12 protein-coding genes and 1 pseudogene are annotated in these 17799 nt (G+C 65.8%); 5 read left to right on the plus strand and 8 right to left on the minus strand.

All coding sequences use genetic code 11. The features are described 5' to 3' along the window. Positions 1-86 precede the first annotated feature (86 nt). The 5 genes from accB to tcuA all read right to left on the minus strand — a co-directional run bounded on the left by accB (position 87) and on the right by tcuA (position 4760). The gene (gene accB / locus ACQR0W_RS11950; RefSeq protein WP_315712201.1) at positions 87-572 is read right to left on the minus strand and encodes an acetyl-CoA carboxylase biotin carboxyl carrier protein; all 486 of its coding nucleotides are present in this window, start codon (positions 570-572) and stop codon (positions 87-89) included. 50 nt (positions 573-622) lie between these two features. After that, positions 623-1102, minus strand: coding sequence for a type II 3-dehydroquinate dehydratase (gene aroQ, locus ACQR0W_RS11955; protein ID WP_315712200.1), 480 nt, complete (start codon positions 1100-1102; stop codon positions 623-625). A gap of 264 nt (positions 1103-1366) precedes the next feature. Further along, positions 1367-2074 (minus strand): DUF1236 domain-containing protein, encoded by a 708-nt coding sequence (locus tag ACQR0W_RS11960; RefSeq protein WP_315826861.1) that lies wholly within the window; start codon positions 2072-2074, stop codon positions 1367-1369. A 186-nt stretch (positions 2075-2260) separates the two neighbouring features. After that, positions 2261-3358 (minus strand): tricarballylate utilization 4Fe-4S protein TcuB, encoded by a 1098-nt coding sequence (tcuB, locus tag ACQR0W_RS11965; RefSeq protein WP_315826862.1) that lies wholly within the window; start codon positions 3356-3358, stop codon positions 2261-2263. After that, positions 3345-4760: an FAD-dependent tricarballylate dehydrogenase TcuA gene (gene tcuA, locus ACQR0W_RS11970; protein ID WP_315751696.1), complete on the minus strand. Its 1416-nt coding sequence runs from the start codon at positions 4758-4760 to the stop codon at positions 3345-3347. The genes tcuB and tcuA overlap by 14 nt, the downstream gene beginning before the upstream one ends. 205 nt (positions 4761-4965) lie before the next feature. On the opposite strand from tcuA, the gene ACQR0W_RS11975 reads away from it, so the two are divergent. Further along, positions 4966-5637, plus strand: coding sequence for a GntR family transcriptional regulator (locus tag ACQR0W_RS11975; protein ID WP_315712636.1), 672 nt, complete (start codon positions 4966-4968; stop codon positions 5635-5637). A gap of 122 nt (positions 5638-5759) precedes the next feature. Here the strand turns inward: ACQR0W_RS11975 and ACQR0W_RS11980 are convergent, their stop codons facing one another. Together ACQR0W_RS11980 and ACQR0W_RS11985 are read right to left on the minus strand one after the other, a co-directional pair. After that, positions 5760-6524: a DsbA family protein gene (locus ACQR0W_RS11980; RefSeq protein ID WP_316194156.1), complete on the minus strand. Its 765-nt coding sequence runs from the start codon at positions 6522-6524 to the stop codon at positions 5760-5762. A 126-nt stretch (positions 6525-6650) separates the two neighbouring features. Beyond that, on the minus strand, positions 6651-8045 hold the full coding sequence (locus ACQR0W_RS11985; protein ID WP_315767296.1) for a M48 family metalloprotease: 1395 nt from the start codon (positions 8043-8045) through the stop codon (positions 6651-6653). Between the two features lie 152 nt (positions 8046-8197). Here ACQR0W_RS11985 and ACQR0W_RS11990 point away from each other — a divergent pair, with 152 nt between their 5' ends. Then, the gene (locus ACQR0W_RS11990; protein ID WP_316170462.1) at positions 8198-9397 is read left to right on the plus strand and encodes a pyridoxal phosphate-dependent aminotransferase; all 1200 of its coding nucleotides are present in this window, start codon (positions 8198-8200) and stop codon (positions 9395-9397) included. Between the two features lie 7 nt (positions 9398-9404). Then, positions 9405-9556: pseudogene (locus ACQR0W_RS11995) on the plus strand (dicarboxylate/amino acid:cation symporter); the annotation flags it as partial. A 126-nt stretch (positions 9557-9682) separates the two neighbouring features. On the opposite strand, the gene ACQR0W_RS12000 reads toward ACQR0W_RS11995, so the two are convergent. Continuing rightward, complete coding sequence (locus ACQR0W_RS12000) at positions 9683-12928, minus strand: Rne/Rng family ribonuclease (protein ID WP_434840680.1); 3246 nt, start codon at positions 12926-12928, stop codon at positions 9683-9685. Between the two features lie 805 nt (positions 12929-13733). On the opposite strand from ACQR0W_RS12000, the gene ACQR0W_RS12005 reads away from it, so the two are divergent. Further along, positions 13734-15056, plus strand: a complete 1323-nt coding sequence (locus ACQR0W_RS12005; RefSeq protein ID WP_434840687.1) for an N-acetylmuramoyl-L-alanine amidase — start codon at positions 13734-13736, stop codon at positions 15054-15056. 230 nt (positions 15057-15286) lie between these two features. After that, positions 15287-17794: a penicillin-binding protein 1A gene (locus ACQR0W_RS12010; protein WP_315712186.1), complete on the plus strand. Its 2508-nt coding sequence runs from the start codon at positions 15287-15289 to the stop codon at positions 17792-17794. The last annotated feature ends 5 nt before the right edge of the window (positions 17795-17799 follow it).

Genomic DNA, 17799 nt, shown 5'->3' on the forward strand with positions numbered 1-17799 from the left:
CCTCGGGCGCGAGTGGCGAGTAGCGAATAGGGAGTAGCGAATAGGGAACGGACGGCTATTCGCTATTCGCCATTCGCTACTCGCAATTATTCAATGATCACCAGCGGCTCGCCGAACTCAACGGGCTGGCCGTCCTCGACCAGGATCTGCGTCACCGTCCCGGCGCGCGGTGACGGAATCTGGTTCATCGTCTTCATCGCCTCGATGATCATCAGGGTCTGACCGACGGACACCTTGGAGCCGACCTCGACGAACGGCTTGGCGCCGGGCTCGGGCGCCCAGTAGGCGGTACCGACCATGGGAGAGGGCACCACGCCGGGATGTTTTGACAAGTCCGCGCCGGCGGCTGCCGCGGTGGCGGCTGCGACCACGGGAACGCCAGCGGCGGCGGTTCCGATGGCCGAATGGACGGCCGCCGCAACGGTCACGTTGCGGGCAACGCGGATGCGAAGGCCGGCACGCTCCAGCTCGATCTCGGTCAGGCTGGTCTCATCCAGCAGCGCTGCGAGCTCGCGAATGAGCTGGCTGTCTTCGGATTTCGCGATGGTCTTGTCGTCGGGCTGGGGCGCCATGATCTGATCCGGAACGTTGGGTGCGTGAGGACTGTGACGTCAGGCTTGCGCTAGATGTCGGTCTGCGTGACGGCTTTGGCGCCGATCTTGGCGGCGAGGCCGGTGATCGCCAGCCGGTAGCCGTCGATGCCGAAGCCGCAGATCGAGGCAAACGCGGCCTTCGCGGTGAAAGAATGGTGCCGGAAGCTCTCGCGGGCGTGAATGTTGCTGATGTGCACTTCGACGGTGGGGATCTTCACCCCCATCAGCGCGTCGTGCAAGGCAATGGAGGTATGAGAGTAGGCGCCGGCATTGAGGATGATTCCGACCGCACCGCGGCTGCGGGCCTCATGGATGCAATCCACGAGCACACCCTCATGGTTCGACTGCCGGCACTCCGCCGTCAGGCCGAAGCGCGCGGCCGTCTCGACGCAGAGCCGTTCGACGTCTGCCAGGGTGGCATGGCCATAGGTCTCCGGCTCGCGGGTGCCCAGCAGGTTGAGGTTGGGTCCGTTGAGGACATAGATCGTGTTGTGCGCGGCGTCGGCCATTCCCATCCCGGCGGTGTGGCGGCAGTGGGCGGCGTTATAGGTAACAAAGCCGCCAAGGGGAAGCCTTTCGGCAGCCGGGCCGGCTGCCCGAGGCTTGGTCCGTCAGACGAAAAAACCGTCTTAAGTGTACGAAATTGCTGGTTAACCAGGTTTGTCCACCCGGCTGCACGGGCTGCGTGTGATCGCCCTTACGTGCTCTTTGCGCAATAGAATGGGGCGGGCATTGCTGCCCGCCCCATGTCCTCATCGCCTGCCTGGTCGGGATCAGGCGTCGAGAACTGCGACGATCTCGTAGGTGCGGGGATCGATCACGATGATCTGCTCACGAACCAAGATGAAGTCGTATCCGCGCCATTCCGGATAGATCGTCACGACTTCCGCCGGGAGCCGGTGGAAGTGAACGTCGCGCGGCACCCGGGTGCCGACCGAGATGTTGAAGTTCACGTTGGTCACCGGCTCGACGCGCTGGCTGCGGATCACGCTGGTGATCTTGGTGCGCTGCTCGGTCGAGAGCTTGGCGCCGGCGCCAGCCTGTCCGGTGGTGGTCTGCGACCGGTCGCTGCCGGTCTTGGTTTCGGCGTTCGTGCTGGTGCCGCTCTTGCTGTCGCGACCCTCGGCCTTCATGTTCTTGGAGCCGGCCTTGTCGGTCTCGGAGGTCGCGCCCTTGGCATTCGGACCCTTCATGCCTTCCTCGGCGCGCTGGCCCTTGGTCGCACCGGGCTTCTGCTCGGACTGACTGGAGCGCATGTCGGACGCAGGCGAGCCGCTGTCGCGATGCATCGCGCCGCCGGGCGCGTTCATGCCACCGCTCGATGCTCCGCCGGCAGCACCACCGGTCGCACCGCCCTGCATGGCTGCGCCGCCGGACTGTCCAGCTGCGCCGCCCGCACCGCCGGTACCTTGCGCATGAGCAAAACCTGCACCCGCCAGGAGCGCGATTGCAGCAACTGATACCATCAAGCGATTGGTCATCCTCTATCCTCCTCGTATTTGCACTGCCCGCGCCGACAACGGCAGGAGGTAGGAGTCGTTCCGTGCGTCGCTGATCGTTCCGGAAAAATGTCGCAGATCGCAACTTTATGAACGGATGCTCAGGGTCATGAATGCTGCATGACGACAACAGTGATCCGTTGCGTGTCGCCGGCGACCTCGCATGAGCTACGCGCCGTGACGTTCGCGCGCGTAGCGGACGAGCGCCAAGAATCGATAGAGGCCGTGCACGAACTTGCCGTAGGGCATCGTGATGAAGAGCGCGAACACCGCACCGAGATGGAGCGCGAGCAGCAGGCCCATCGTGCTGGTCTCGCGTAGCAAGAGGAGGGCGAGCCCGGTTGCGCCGGTAAGGACGAGCATCGCCAGGAACGCGACATCCATGGCGCGACTGCCCGCATCCATCATCGCAGGCTCACGCCTGCGCTTGGCGGTGTGGAGTCCGAGCGGACCGACCACGATGCCCAATCCGCCCAGCGTGCCGAGCACGACCGGCAGGTCCCACAACGGATAGGGCGCCTCACGGTGCAGAAGATAGTGATAGAGCGTCGCGACGCTGGTCGATGCGACGCAGAGCATGAAGCCCCAGAACGTCAGATGGTGATAGAACCGCCGGGTGTCGCGTGGCCGCTCATCCTCGTTGTAGCAGCCAACGCCGCCGCCATCGAGATAGCGCAGGCTGGCTGCGTCGCGAACGGCGCGCAGCAGTGGACGTGGGCGCGTCAAGGTCGAGCTCGGCTCGCCGATATCATTCCAGAACGCCCGAGCGCCCATGATGAAGGCGATGATGGCCCACAGGAAGGCGGCGCCGAACAACAGCGCCATCGCGTTGTGGGGCATGAGCGCGTAGAACGAGCCGGGGCCGTGCCGGCTTGCAAACACCGCGGCGGGATCGTTGAAGGCCACGATGCCGACGATGAACGCGGCCATGCTGACCACCACGATGAGCGACACCGCGAGACCATTGCGCCTGAACAGCGGCGCCAGCGCGCGCGGCCAGGCATAGTCGGCATAGCTCTCGTGCCGCACCCGGGCCAGAACGGAGGGGACGCGAACGTCGAACTCGTGCGGGGGGGAGAACTGGCAGTCGACGTAGCAGGCCCCGCAGGCATGGCAGAGATTGGCGAGATAGTTGAGGTCGCCGCCGGTGAAGGCGCGGCGCATCTCCATTGCCGGAAACACGGCGCAGAGTCCCTCGCAATAGCGGCAGGAATTGCAGATCGTCATCAGCCGATCCGCCTCGGTCAACGCCTCACTGCGCTGCATGTGTCGCTGCTCCCTGGCCGGCGATACGCCCGAACACGCTGCCGATCGTCATGCCGATTCCTGCGGCATAGCCGCGGCCGAGCACGTTGCCGGCCATGATCTCGCCTGCGGCGTACATGTTGTCGGCGGGACCGCCGGACTTCATCATCATCTTTGCGGCGTGATCGACCCGCACGCCGAGATAGGTGAAGGTAATGCCGGGCCGAACTGGATAGGCGTAGTAGGGGCCGCTATCGATGCGGCGCGCCCAATGCGATTTCGGCGGCGTCAGGTTCTCGGTGCGGCAATCGTCGAGGATGTCGGGATTGAATTGTCCGTCGCGCACCGATGCGTTGAAGTGCGCGACGGTGGCGGTCAGCTTGTCCGGATCGAGGCCGAGCCTGCCAGCGAGCTCGGTGATGCTGGCCGCCTCGATCGCGGGGTAGAGCGACGGCATGAACAGGTTCGCCGATTTCGCGTCGAAGATGATGTAGGCAATCTGGTCCGGCTGAGCGGCAACCAAGCGTCCCCAGATCGCGTAGCGCTTCGGCCAGACGTCCTCGCCTTCGTCGTAGAATCGCTCAGCGTTGTTGTTGACGACGATGCCGAACACGACGCAGTCGAGCCGCGTGATGATGCCGCCGTCATATTTGGGGGCGCGCGCATCGATGGCCACCGCGTGGCACTGGGTCGGATCGCCAATGCTGTCGACGCCGGCGCCGAGCAGCATGTCGAGCACCGTACCGCGATTGTTGGGCGTGCCGCGGATCAGGAAGTTGCGCGCGATCTCGCCCCAGCCCTCGACCAGCCTGTCGATGTTGGCTTCGAAGCCGCCCGCTGCCGCAACCAGCGCCTTGCCGCAGATTCGCGTCCTGGCGTCACGCTGCCGGATGATCGCAGCGTCGAAACGGGTCTCATCGATGTCGAGCCCGACGACCTCCGCCTCATACAGCACGTCGACGCCGAGCCGCTCGGCGGTGAGATACAACGCATTGAGCATGGCCCGGCCGCCGCCCAGGAAGAACGAGTTGGTCCGCCCTAAGCTCAGCGTCCCGCCGAGCGACGGCTGGAAACGCACGCCCTGTGCGACGATCCAGTCGAGCATGTCCTTGGACTCGCGGATCATCAGGCGCGCCAGTTGTTCGTTGGTCTGGCCTTCGGTGACGCGCAGGAGATCGTCCCAGAACTCGTCCTCGGTGTAGGGGCCACTCAACGTCGCGGTCGCCGCGTCATGGGCGCAGCGCATGTTGCGGGTGTGGCGCGTATTGCCACCGCGATAGAACTTGGAGGCAGCCTCCAGCACGATGACCGAGGCCCCGGCGCGCCGTGCCGCAATGGCGGCGCAGAGGGCTGCGTTGCCGCCGCCAACCACGACGACGTCGTAGGTCAGGGGATGGTCGGCGATATCGCTCTGATCAGTCATTGCAGGCCCTCGCGGACGCAAGGCGGCGGGGCCTGGACCGGGTTTGGTCCACACAGCCACCCCTCCGCATGCCAGCCGTCGGCCAAGCGATGATGGATGGTACGGAAGTAAAGGCTGCAGTAGGCATAGAATTGGTATGCCATTGTATACAAAAATATGCAAGATAGGCTGTTGTTCGCAACGAGATTGTGAAATCGTGACCCCCATGTCCTCGGAAGCGCCATCGCTCACCATCGATCGTGACAACGTCTCTCTCGGCGAAGCGGTATTTCGTGCGCTGTGCCATGCGCTGGAGAACGGCTTCTATCGCTCCGGCGATCGGCTGCGTGAGGACGAGGTCGCCCAGAAGCTGAACGTCAGCCGGACGCCGGTCCGTGAGGCTTTCGGCAAGCTGGTGGCCAAGGGGTGGGTGCAGCCGGCTGGTGGACGCGGCCTGATCGTGCGCAGTCTCGACGAGAATGAAGTCCTCGAGCTGTACGCGATGCGGGAAATTCTCGAAGGCGCCGCGGCCCGGCTCGCCGCGCAGTATGCCGTGTCGGCCGAGATCGCGGCGCTCCGCGACATTCATGCACGCTTTGTCAGCGGGGGGGACGACGCCGCCGAGCTCGCGCGGCTGAACCGGCTAATGCACGGTGCGATCCAGCGCGCGGCGCGCAACCGCTACCTCGATGCCGCCCTCGAGGACATGCATGTCGCGACAGCGCTGCTGGGAACCACGACGTTTGCGGCCGAAGGACGTGCAGCAACAGCCGCGGCCGAGCATGGTGAGCTGATCGAAGCGATCGCGATCCGCGATCCCGATCGGGCCGAGGCGATTGCACGCGGGCACATCCGCGAGGCACTTCGAACCCGGCTCGGCATGAAGCTGAAGGGATAGGCGAGGGCGCTGCCGCCACCCGGCTGCCGCTTCGCCACCGGCTCACGGCAAAAGCAGAAGGCCGGCTGAGACAGCCGGCCTTCGATTGATCCCGTGATGGCGAGACGCTTTGGCAGAGATGCTCAGCAGCTCGCCTTGCCGCAGCGGGCCGCGCTGATCTTCTCGCGCAGGCCCTCGACGCCGACGGCGCCGATCACGACCTGCTTGCCGATCACGTAGCTCGGCGTCCCGTTCATGCCCATCTCCTCGGCGAGCTTGAAGTTTTCCTCGATCGTCGCCTTGGCCTCGGGGCTCGCCATGTCCTTCTCGACGCGCGCCATGTCGAGCCCGAGATCCTTGGCGACCGCGAGCGCATGGGCCTTGTCGGCTTGGCCGCGGCCGCCCAGCAGCTTCTGGTGGAAGTCGAGATATTTCTGCGGGGCTTGAATGCGAACGGCAACGGCGACCTGCGCGGCCTCGACGGAGCCCTGGCTCAGCACGGGAAATTCCTTGAGCACGACCTTCAGCTTCGGGTCGCTCTTCATCAGCTCCATCATGTCGGCCATCGCGCGCTTGCAGTAGCCGCAATTGTAATCGAAGAACTCGACGAAGGTGACGTCGCCATCCTTGTTGCCGAGCACGACACCGCGCGGCGAGTTGAAGATGGTCTCGGCGTTCTTGCTGACGCTGGCCTCGTGCTTGGCCGCCTCGGCTGCCGTCTGGCGCTTCTGCAGCTCGGCCATCGCCTCTTCGAGCACCTCGGGATGCGCGATCAGGTAGTTTCGGACGATGGTCTCGATCTCGCCCCGCTGGCTGTCGGAGAAGCTCTCCGCCGACGCGAGCTGAGGCACGCCGCAGAGCGAAAGCGCGAGCAACATCGCGGGAATGAGCGTGCGGACTGACGGCATGAAGGAGGTCCTCTGGGTCAAATGATCGGGTCCTTGTCGATGGTCGTGACGGTATTTTGATATTCTGGATCGGATGATAGCAGTAGTTCAAAACTTCAGCGGGCGCCAACCCCGCTGTCCGACACCCTACTGGCCGGAAAGCGGCTTTGCCGTGACGATGTCGTCAGCCCTGACCCAGCCTGGCGAGCCGACCGCGAAGCGGGTTTTTGCACGCGAGGCAAGCTCGCGCGCCGTCTTGTTGTCGCCACGCAGGAAGGCGGCCTGCGCCGAGGCGAGATCCGCCTCCGCATAGTCGCCCTTGCGACCGTAGGCCATCGCGAGCTGGGAATAGCCGAGCGGCGCCTCGGATTCGCGCGCGACCGCCGCGCGCAAGATCGAGATCGCCTCCTCAGTGTAGGCTTTGTTCTCGGATGCCACCAAGGCCTGACCAAGTAACATCTCGATGAGCGGGGCGTTATTGGACAGGTGCACCGCCTTGCGCAGCGGGGCGATCGCCTCAGTGGGGCGGCCGCCCTCCAGCAGGGCCTGGCCGCGGACCTCGTAGAAATAGGCGTTGTTGGGTTGCACCTGGATCAGGGCGTCGATCTGGCTCAGGGCGCTGCGCAGGTCGCCATGCAGGTAGGTGGAGATTGCCCTGGCGTAGCGGGCGGGCAGGCCGGTGTCCGACAATGGATAGCGCCGTGCCACCGTGTCCGGCCGTTCCATGAAGGCCGAGATCTTGGCACGGACCATGTCGTGACGGAGCTGCAATGCGGGGTCGTCCTTCTTGTCCCAATAGGGGCTTTGGCGCGCGAGGCCCTCGAGCGCCTCGACGCGATCGGCCGGCATCGGATGTGATTGCAGATAGGGGTCGGCGCCGCGCGCGGCGAACAGGCTCTCATTGGTGAAGCGCTTGAACGTCTCGTACATGCCCTTCGGCGATTGCGCCGTCGCAGTGAGGAATTTCACCCCCGCACGGTCGGCGTTCTCCTCCTGCTGACGCTGATACGACAACAGCGATCGGCGGATGACCTCGCCCGGGGCCGACAGCGTCGCGGCGCCGGCATTGGCAAGGCCGCTGCCGCCGCCGCGCGCGCCGACCGCGAGGGCGCCGGCGCCGAGAATGGTGGCGATGATCATCTGGGTCTGGGCGGTGGCGAGCTGCTGGCGCAGCTTGGCGAGATGGCCGCCGGCGAGATGGCCGGTCTCGTGCGCGAGAACGCCGATCAGCTGGTTCGGATTTTCCGACTGCAGGATGGCGCCGTAATTGACGAAGATGCGGCGGCCGTCGGCAACGAACGCGTTGAAGGACGCATCGTTGATGATGACCATCTGGATGTTCTGCTTTTCGAGCCCGGCGACGCGCAGGATCGGCCGGGTATATTCACGCAGCAGCACCTCGGTCTCGGTGTCGCGCAGGATCGGCGGTCCCTTGCCTTGCTGCGCCGATGCAGGCGCGAGCGGCGCCAGCGTCACGGCCGCCGCGACGACCGCGGCAAGCCCGCCGGACAGTTTCTTGCGAAGCACGATACGGAGCGACATCAGGCGATCTTTGCAATTGGCGCGAGGCGCGAGACGGGCTATTGCCCACCAAACGGCGGAATGCGGCTCATCTGCGGCGAACGAGGCCCATGGGCTGACCCCGACCGGTTCACGGAGCGGGTCCGAACAGCCGGGGTCAATAGCAGATATCGATGGTGGATGCGACAGTGATACCGACATTGGAACAGCGGATCGCCGACCTGACGGCGCCGTCCGCGCGCAGCAATGTTCCGCCGTTCATGGTGATGGACGTGATGGCTGCGGCCGAGCGGATCGAGGCGGGCGGTGGACATGTCATCCACATGGAGGTCGGCCAACCGGCGGCGCCTGCGCCACGAGCGGCCATTGCGGCCGCGCATGCCGCGCTCGATCAGGCCCGCATCGACTACACCTCGGCGCTCGGTCTGCTGTCGCTGCGACAGCGAATCGCGCGGCACTATCGCGAGACGCACGCTTGCGAGGTCGATCCGGCGCGGATCGTGATCACGACGGGATCCTCGGCCGGATTCATCCTGGCGTTCCTGGCCATGTTCGAGCCCGGCGACCGCGTGGCCGTGACCGTGCCGGGCTATCCGCCCTATCGCCATATCCTGACGGCGCTGGGCTGCGAGCCGGTGCTGATCGAGACCACGGCGGAGAACCGTCACGCCCTGACCGGCGAAGCGCTGCTCGCCGCGCACCGCAAGACGCCGCTGAAGGGTGTGCTGGTGGCAAGTCCCGCCAATCCGACCGGCACCATGATGTCGCGTGAGGCGCTGGGCGGTGTCATCGCAGCCGCACGCGACGCCGGCATCCGCTTCATCTCCGACGAGATCTATCATGGTCTGGACTACGCGTTTCCGGCGGTGACGGCGGCGGAGCTGTCGCGCGAGGCCCTGATCATCAACTCGTTCTCGAAGTACTTCTGCATGACGGGCTGGCGCATCGGCTGGATGGTGGTGCCAGATGCGCTGGTGCGGCCGATCGAGCGTCTGCAACAGAACCTCGCGATCTCGGTTCCGACCCTGTCGCAGATCGCTGCGGAAGCGGCGTTCGACGGCCGGACCGAAATGGAGGCCATCAAGCACGGTTACCAGGAGAACCGGCGCATCCTGATCGAGGGTTTCCCGAAGGCCGGCCTGACCCGGTTCCTGCCGGCCGACGGCGCCTTCTACCTCTATGCCGACGTGTCCGACTTCACCTCCGACAGTTTCGACTTCGCCAAGCGGATGCTGGAGGAGACCCATGTGGCGGCCACGCCGGGCGTCGACTTCGATCCGATCCACGGCCGCAGCTTCGTGCGCTTTTCCTATGCGCGTTCGGCCGAGGACATGCGTGAGGCGGTGGCCCGGATCGCGCGCTGGTTAGGCTAGGGCGCGCGAGCCGCGTGCACTGACCAACATCACCGCAACTGCATCGCCGCCGTGTTCGTCTCGTGGCGCGAAGACGAACTCGACCATGATCTCCTGCAGCGACGGCTCAATCAGCAGATCGATCCGTCGGATGTCGAGACGGCCGTGACGACCGGCTGAGCGGCCTCCGGTCGTCACGGTCAAGAACGATCGCCATACGAAGAACGCCATATGAAAAACGCCATATGAAAAACGCCCGGCCAATCTGGCCGGGCGTTTTGCATCGAAGCGTCGGAGAGCGGGGGCTTACTGCCCGCCACCGAAACGGCGGGACCACCAGCCGGCCCGGCGCGGGGCCGCAGGGGACGAGGAATCGGTGGCCGCCGGCTCGGAGGCAACCGGTCCGGACGCCGCGACGTCGACAGCCGGAGTGGGTGCGCTGCTCTCGGCGACGTTGACGGCTGAAACCGCGCCCTCCGGCCTCGGCTCGGTGAGGAAGCTGACCTTCTCGCGAACCGTCGAACGGCGTGGGGTCTTCTCGGATTCCGTCTTCGGAGCCTCGGTCTGCTGCACTTCGGGCTGTCCCGGAGCAGCCTGTGGCATGGGCACGGAGGCGCCAGCGACGGACTCATCGGCCTCGGTTGCGGCCGACGCATGGACCGGCGCCGCAGGTTCTGCCGGCTCTTCCTCGTCGTGGTGGGAAGCGCCATTGCCGTCGAAATCGGCCACGGCGGCTTCTGCCTCCGATGCCGAAGCCGGCGCGAGCTCGTCGCCGATCGACGCGGCGAGACCTTCTTCCGCGCCACCGCGCCGACGACGACCGCCGCGGCGTCCACGCCGGCGCGGACGCCGCTCGCCGCCAGGCTGATCCGTCTGCTCGCCTTGTGCGAATGCAGGCTGTTCCTCCGACTCGTCGTCTTCGCCGTCGGTGTCCTCGGCTGACTGCTCGGCGGCAGAGCCCGGCTCGGCGGGTTGCAGTCCGGCCGTGCCTTCGGGGAGCGCGCCCTCGCGGGCCTCGCCGCCGCGGCCACGCCGGCGCCGTCGCCGCTTGCGGCGCGCGCCGTCCCGCTCGCCTTCGGCAGCGCTGCCGTCGGCTGCGTCCTCGGACAGGCCTTCGGTCTCCTCGGTCTCGACCTCGGATTCCGTCTCGATGTCGAACGGTTCTTCCTCGTCGTAGATTTCCTCGGCCGCCAGCGGCGGGGCAGAGGCCTGCGCGGCGAGCAGCGCCTTGGCGGCCTCGAGCGTGTGCACCTGCTCGCCCCGATCGATGATGAAGGATTGCTGGCCGCTCACGCTCGGATCGGCGATGACGGCGAGCGAGACCTTGAAGCTGTTCTCGAGGTCACGCAGATGGCCGCGCTTGTGATTGAGCACGTAGAGCGCCACCTCGGTGCGGGTGCGGACCACGAGATTGTGGGTGGCGCCCTTCATCAGCGTCTCTTCGAGGCTGCGCAGCAGTTGCAGCGCCACCGAGGACACCGAGCGCACGTGACCGGTGCCGCCGCAATGCGCGCACGGCTCGGTCGAGCTTTCGAGCACGCTGGCCCGGATGCGCTGCCGCGACATCTCCAGAAGGCCGAAATGCGAGATCCGGCCGACCTGGATGCGCGCGCGATCCTGCCGCAGGCAGTCCGACAGCTTGCGTTCCACGGAGCGGTTGTTGCGCTTCTCGTCCATGTCGATGAAGTCGATGACGATCAGCCCGGCCAGGTCGCGCAAACGGAGCTGCCGCGCCACTTCCTCGGCCGCCTCCATATTGGTCTTGAGCGCTGTGTCCTCGATGTGATGCTCGCGCGTGGCGCGGCCGGAGTTCACGTCGATCGAGACCAGCGCCTCGGTCTGGTTGAGCACGATATAGCCGCCTGAGCGCAGCTGCACGGTCGGCGAGAACATCGCGTCGAGCTGGCTCTCGACGCCCATCCGGGAGAACAGCGGCTGGCCGTCGCGATACTGCTTCACCGCCCGGACATTGGTCGGCATCAGCATCTTCATGAAATCGTGCGCCTCGCGGTAGCCGTCTTCGCCGGCCACGAGGATCTCGTCGATCTCCTTGTTGTAGAGGTCGCGCAGCGAGCGCTTGATCAGCGAGCCTTCCTCATACACGAGGGTCGGGGCCTGCGACTTCAGGGTCATGTCGCGGACCGTTTCCCAGAGACGCAGCAGATATTCGAAGTCGCGCTTGATCTCGGGCTTGGTGCGGTTGGCGCCGGCGGTGCGCAGGATCACGCCCATGCCCTCGGGCACGTCGAGGTCCTGCACCACTTCCTTCAGGCGCGAGCGGTCCTGCGCCGAGGTGATCTTGCGGCTGATGCCGCCACCGCGCGCCGTGTTGGGCATCAGCACGGCATAGCGGCCGGCCAGCGACAGATAGGTCGTCAGCGCCGCGCCCTTGTTGCCGCGCTCCTCCTTCACGACCTGCACCAGCATCACCTGGCGGCGCTTGATGACTTCCTGGATCTTGTACTGCCGGCGCGGACGGAAGGTGCGCTCCGGCACTTCCTCCAGCACGTCATCGCCGCCGACGGATTCGACGAGCTCTTCCTCGATCTCCTCGCCGTCGTCCTCGTCGTCCTCATGGTCGCCGGACGCGGTGTCGGAGCCGTTCTCGTCGCCGGGCACGATGGTGACGCCGTGATCAGCATGTTCGCCCACGGCAGCGACGTCATCGTCGTCGTGCTCATCGTGATCATGCTCATGATGGTGGTATTCGTGATGTTCGTGCTCATCATGCTCGTGCTCGCCGTCATGATGCTCGTCGTGACCGTGGTGCTCATGGTCATGCTCGTCGTCGTGCTCGTCTGCCGCGACAGCCGGGCTGGCCGCCTCGGCAGGGTGCGAGCCGCCGGTCTGCGCGCTCGCGGCCTCCGCAGCTTCGCCGGAGGGCTGCTCGGCAGCAGCGTCATGGTCCTGCGCGGCGACGGCATCAGGCTGGCGGTCGGCATGCTCGCGCGATTCGTCGGCTGCGCCCTGCCGAGCTTCGCCCGAGGCGTCCCGACCTTGAGCCTCGACCGGGCCTTCGGAGAAGCCCTGCGCCTCGCTGGGAGCGGTCGCGTCGGCGTGCGGCTGATCGTCCTGCGCATAGGCGTGGTGGTCTTGCGCCTCGTGGTCGGCCTCGTGCCCTTCGGTCGGGGCAGGGAGGCCCGCCTCGGCGGCCTCGACGATCTCGCTCTGGACCCGTTCGCCGCTGCCGCGGCGCCGTGAACTGCGGTGCCGGTTGCGGCGGCGGTTGGAGCGGTTCTCGCTTTCCTCTTCGGCTTCGCGGTGCGCGCGCTCCTCGGCCTCGATCAGAGCCTGCCGGTCGGCGACCGGGATCTGATAGTAGTCCGGATGGATTTCGCTGAAGGCCAGGAAACCGTGGCGGTTGCCGCCATACTCGACGAAGGCGGCCTGCAGCGAGGGCTCGACCCGGGTAACCTTGGCCAGGTAGATGTTGCCGCGGAGCTGCTTGCGTTGGGCCGTTTCGAAATCAAATTCCTCGACGCGGTTGCCGCGGACGACAACGACCCGGGTCTCTTCCGGGTGGGTAGCATCGATCAACATCTTGTTGGGCATATTGGAACTCTTGGAGGCGACGGGCGCGATTGGCCGCGAGCGCGTGGCGCGCTGTCGGATGACGCGACGGTCCACCTGATTCGGGGGTGAGGGGAAGGCCTAAACGCAGCTGGTCGCGCCGCGCCAACCCTGATGCCGGCGGGGCGATTGGCCGGACGGGGGTCTGGCCCCGCATCGGCGCGGATCGTCCGCTGGTCATGGTTGGCAACTCAGTCTGGCGCATCAAGCGTCGGCCCGTCTGGAATATGTGGGCGGCAGCGGGTGCCGCCTTCTCTGTTGCCGAAGGCCAGATTGCGCCGAAACGCTTGCCTGGATCGAATACCCACCCTGTCACGGGTGCGGTATCAGGCTATACCGTGTCTGACCTGGTGCCCGGGCGGTCTCTGCGAGGAGGCGCCCTGACAGGCGCCACTCGGCTCGTGACCGGCTCTCCGTTGCGGCCGCGCGGGATCGCGCAGGCTTTGGTGGAGCGTCGGAAAGGCGCTGGACTCTTCGCAACGACCGAGGACCCGATATCGAGCACCCCGATCACGAAGCTTCCGGCGTTTCACCGGAGGTTGAACGCGACACAACCGGCAGTAAGGATTAGCCTTCAGCCCTTCGTACATACGAGGAATGGTCAGGTCGCGCAAGCGAAGCGTCGCGGAACCGCAACAATCGGTGGCCTTTAACGAAAATGACAAAATTTGGCGGTTAACCCCTGGGATTGGTTGCGGTAAGACGATCCCGCGGAGGCATCGATTTGGCAATTGGCCGGGCGAATTACCTTTCCTTGCTGGGATGCGCGTCGCTGTGCGTCACGCAAATGTTATGTGCGGCGGTCATTCCGGCCCGCGCCCAGAGCGGGCCGGTCGGCCAGGTGCCGCCTGCCGTGGTCGGGCCCGGGTTCCCCATCGCCACCGACGCACGGGTCGCCGGCGATTCCCGACAGACCCGATTCGTGCTCGATCTCGACCGGACGGTGCCGTTTCGAACCTTCCTGCTCAGCGAACCCTATCGCGTCGTCGTCGACCTGCCCCAGGTCAGCTTTCATCTGCCCACTGGAGCCGGGACCAGCGGCCGTGGTTTGGTGAAGGCGTTCCGCTATGGGATGGTGATGCCCGGTGGGTCCCGCATCGTCTTCGATCTCACCGGCCCAGCTCGAATCGCCAACTCCACGGTGCTGGATGCCGCCAACGGTCAGCCGCCGCGGCTGGTGCTCGAACTGGAGGAGGTCGACGAGGCGACCTTCGCCCGCGCCATCGGCAGCGACAGCCGTCTTGCGCCCAGGGCTGCCGATTCGGGGTCCGCGACGGCGTCGGTCGCGGTCGCAGGAAACCCTGCGCCGGCAGTCCGGCCGCCGCCGACGACGGTCGCCATCGCCCCCCCTCCGGCGGATGGTCCGCCGGACACCCGGCCCGTGGTCGTGATCGACCCCGGTCATGGTGGTATCGACTACGGCACCCAGGGCGGCGAGGTGCCGGAGAAGAATCTGGTGCTCGCCTTCGGCCAGGCGCTGCGCGACCGGCTGGAACGATCGGGCAAGTTCCGCGTGATCATGACTCGCGACGACGACACCTTCATCCCGCTTGGAGACCGGGTCCGCATCGCCCAGAAGCAGTCGGCGGCTCTGTTCGTCTCCATCCACGCCGATGCGCTGCCGCGAGGTGAGGGCACTGCGCAGGGCGCGACCATCTATACGCTGTCGGACAAGGCGTCCGACGTCGAGGCGGAACGGCTGGCCGAGGCCGAGAACCGGGCCGACCAGATCGGCGGGGTCAATCTGACCGAGGAGCCGGCTGACGTCGCCGACATCCTGATCGATCTGGCCCGCCGGGAAACCCGCACGTTTTCCAACAGGTTCGCCCGTGTGCTGATGAACGACATGAAGACGGCGGTGCATATGCATAAGCGCCCGCTGAAATCGGCCGGTTTCCGCGTGCTCAAGGCGCCCGACGTGCCATCCGTGCTGGTCGAACTCGGCTATGTCTCCAATAAGGGCGATATGGGGAACCTGGTCTCCGACGCATGGCGGTCGCGCACGGCGGACGCAATGGCGCGGGCGATCGATGCCTTTCTGGCCAAGCGCATCGCCAACGCGGGCCCCGAGAGGCCGGACAAGCCGGCGGCGGTACGCGCAAAGCCCTAGTTTGGCCACAGCAACATCCGTATAAACGTGCTGCGAGGCACCCGGAATCAGTGAGGATTCCTTCTCGGCAGACTTGTGATAGGCTTGACCGCTGATAGGCTTGACCATGCGTTTCTCTGGCATGGGTCACGCGGCATTGCAGCCGACCGTGTGATTTTTGGCGGTAGCGCCTGTGGGTGCGCCGCGTCCGAGCCGAGAGACGAAACAAGAGTTGGAACGGATATTCGCCGATGCGCTTTCTGGTGCGGTTTTTGGGCTTCCTGTTCGCGGCCGGTACCGTCTTGTTCCTGGTCGGTGTGGCAGCAGCGGCCGGCCTGATCTGGCATTTTTCCAAGGACCTGCCTGACTACTCCCAGTTGCAGGATTATGAGCCGCCGGTGATGACGCGCGTGCACGCGGTCGACGGCTCGCTGGTCGGTGAATATGCCCGGGAGCGCCGGCTGTACCTGCCGATCCAGGCGGTTCCCAAGCTCGTGATCAACGCCTTCCTCGCCGCCGAGGACAAGAACTTCTACGAGCATGGCGGCATCGATTTCACCGGCATGGCGCGCGCCGCCGTGGTCTACGCCCAGAACTTCGGCTCCAATCGCCGTCCGCAGGGCGCCTCCACCATCACCCAGCAGGTCGCCAAGAACTTCCTGTTGACCAACGAGGTGTCGTTCGCCCGCAAGATCAAGGAAGCGCTGCTGGCGATGCGCATCGAGCGCACCTACTCGAAGGACAAGATTCTCGAGCTCTATCTCAACGAGATCTATCTCGGCTCGGGCGCCTATGGCATCGCCGCGGCGTCGCTGGTCTATTTCGACAAGTCGGTGAACGAGCTCACCGTGGCGGAGGCGTCCTATCTCGCCGCGCTGCCGAAGATGCCGGGCAGCCTGCATCCGATCCGCAATCGCGACCGCGCCATCGAGCGCCGCAACTACGTCGTCGATCGTCTGCTCGAGAACGGCTGGATCAAGCAGGCCGACGCCGACAAGGCGCGCAAGGATCCGCTGACGATCGCGAGCCGCAACACCGGCGCCCACATCTTTGCGGGTGAATATTTCGCCGAGGAAGTTCGCCGCGACATCTTCGAGCGCTATGGCGAGAAGAAGCTCTACGAAGGCGGCCTGTCCGTCCGGACGACGCTCGATCCGAAGATTCAGGTCATGGCGCGCAAGGCCATGGTCGCCGGACTCGTGAGGTACGACCAGGAGCAGGGCTATCGCGGGCCTGTCTCCAAGCTCGATACTTCGGGCGATTGGGGGGTGAAGCTCGCCGACATCAAATCGCTCTCGGACATCTCACCGTGGCGGATGGCCGTGGTGCTCGAGACCAGTGACCAGTCCGCCCGCATCGGCTTCCAGCCGCCGCGCGAACTCGGCGGCGCCGTCAGCAAGGAACGCCAGACTGGCCTGATCACGCTTGACGGCGTGAAATGGGCGCGGGCTGCGACGGCCAACGGCCGTGGCAAGGTGCCGACGTCGGTCGCCCAGGTGCTGCAGCCGGGCGACGTGATCTATGCCGATCCGCTGTACAAGGAAGGCAATCCGGTCGAAGGCCAGTATCGCCTCGAGCAACTGCCCGAAGTGTCCGGCGCGATGGTTGCCATGGACCCGAACACCGGCCGTGTGCTCGCGATGGTCGGCGGCTTCTCCTTCGACCAGAGCCAGTTCAACCGCGCAACGCAGGCCTACCGGCAGCCCGGATCGTCATTCAAGCCGATCGTCTATTCTTCGGCGCTCGACAACGGCTATACGCCGTCGACCCAGGTCGTCGACGCACCAATCGAGATCGACCAGGGGCAGGGCGGGCAGGTCTGGCGCCCCGACAACTTCTCGAACGGCAAATATCTCGGGCCCACGACCTTGCGCAACGCGCTGCGTCTGTCACTGAACACGGTGACCGTGCGTCTCGCGCAGGACGTCGGCATGCCGCTGATTTCCGAATACGCCAAGCGGTTCGGAGTCTATGACGAGCTGCCGAATTACCTCTCCTACGCCCTCGGCGCCGGCGAAACCACGGCCATGCGCATGGTCACGGCCTATTCGATGATCGCCAATGGCGGCCGTCGGGTGAAGCCGACCTTGATCGACCGCATCCAGGACCGCTACGGCCACACCATCTTCAAGCATGATGCTCGCGAGTGCCGCGGCTGCGACGCCCCGGACGGCTGGAAGAACCAGAGCGAGCCGCAGCTGGTCGACCGCCGGGAGCAGGTTCTGGATACGATGACGGCCTACCAGATCACCTCGATGCTCGAGGGCGTGGTGCAGGCGGGCACGGCGACCGTGCTGAAGGAGGTCGGCAAGCCGATCGCCGGCAAGACCGGCACCACCAACGAGGCCAAGGACGCCTGGTTCGTCGGCTTCTCGCCGGACCTCGCCGTCGCCATCTACATGGGTTACGACAAGCCCCGGCCGCTCGGTAGGGGTAATGCTGCGACCGGCGGTCATCTGGCCGCGCCGATCGCAAAAGACTTCATGAAGCTCGCGCTGGCCGACAAGCCGGCCACGCCCTTCAAGATCCCGGCCGGCATCAAGCTGGTCCGTGTCGATGCCAAGACTGGCATGCGCGCGAGCCCCGGCGATGGCGGCCGCACGATCATGGAAGCGTTCAAACCTGGTACGGCGCCGCCGGACAACTACTCGGTCATCGGTGTCGCCGACGCCGATGGACGCGTGATGCCGTCGCAGAGCGGCGGCCAGCCTGATGCTGGCAGCTTCATCATCCGTCCAGGCACGGGAAGCCTCTATTAGGCATT

The organism is Bradyrhizobium sp. HKCCYLRH1034, from assembly GCF_051168375.1.
GTDB lineage: Bacteria > Pseudomonadota > Alphaproteobacteria > Rhizobiales > Xanthobacteraceae > Bradyrhizobium.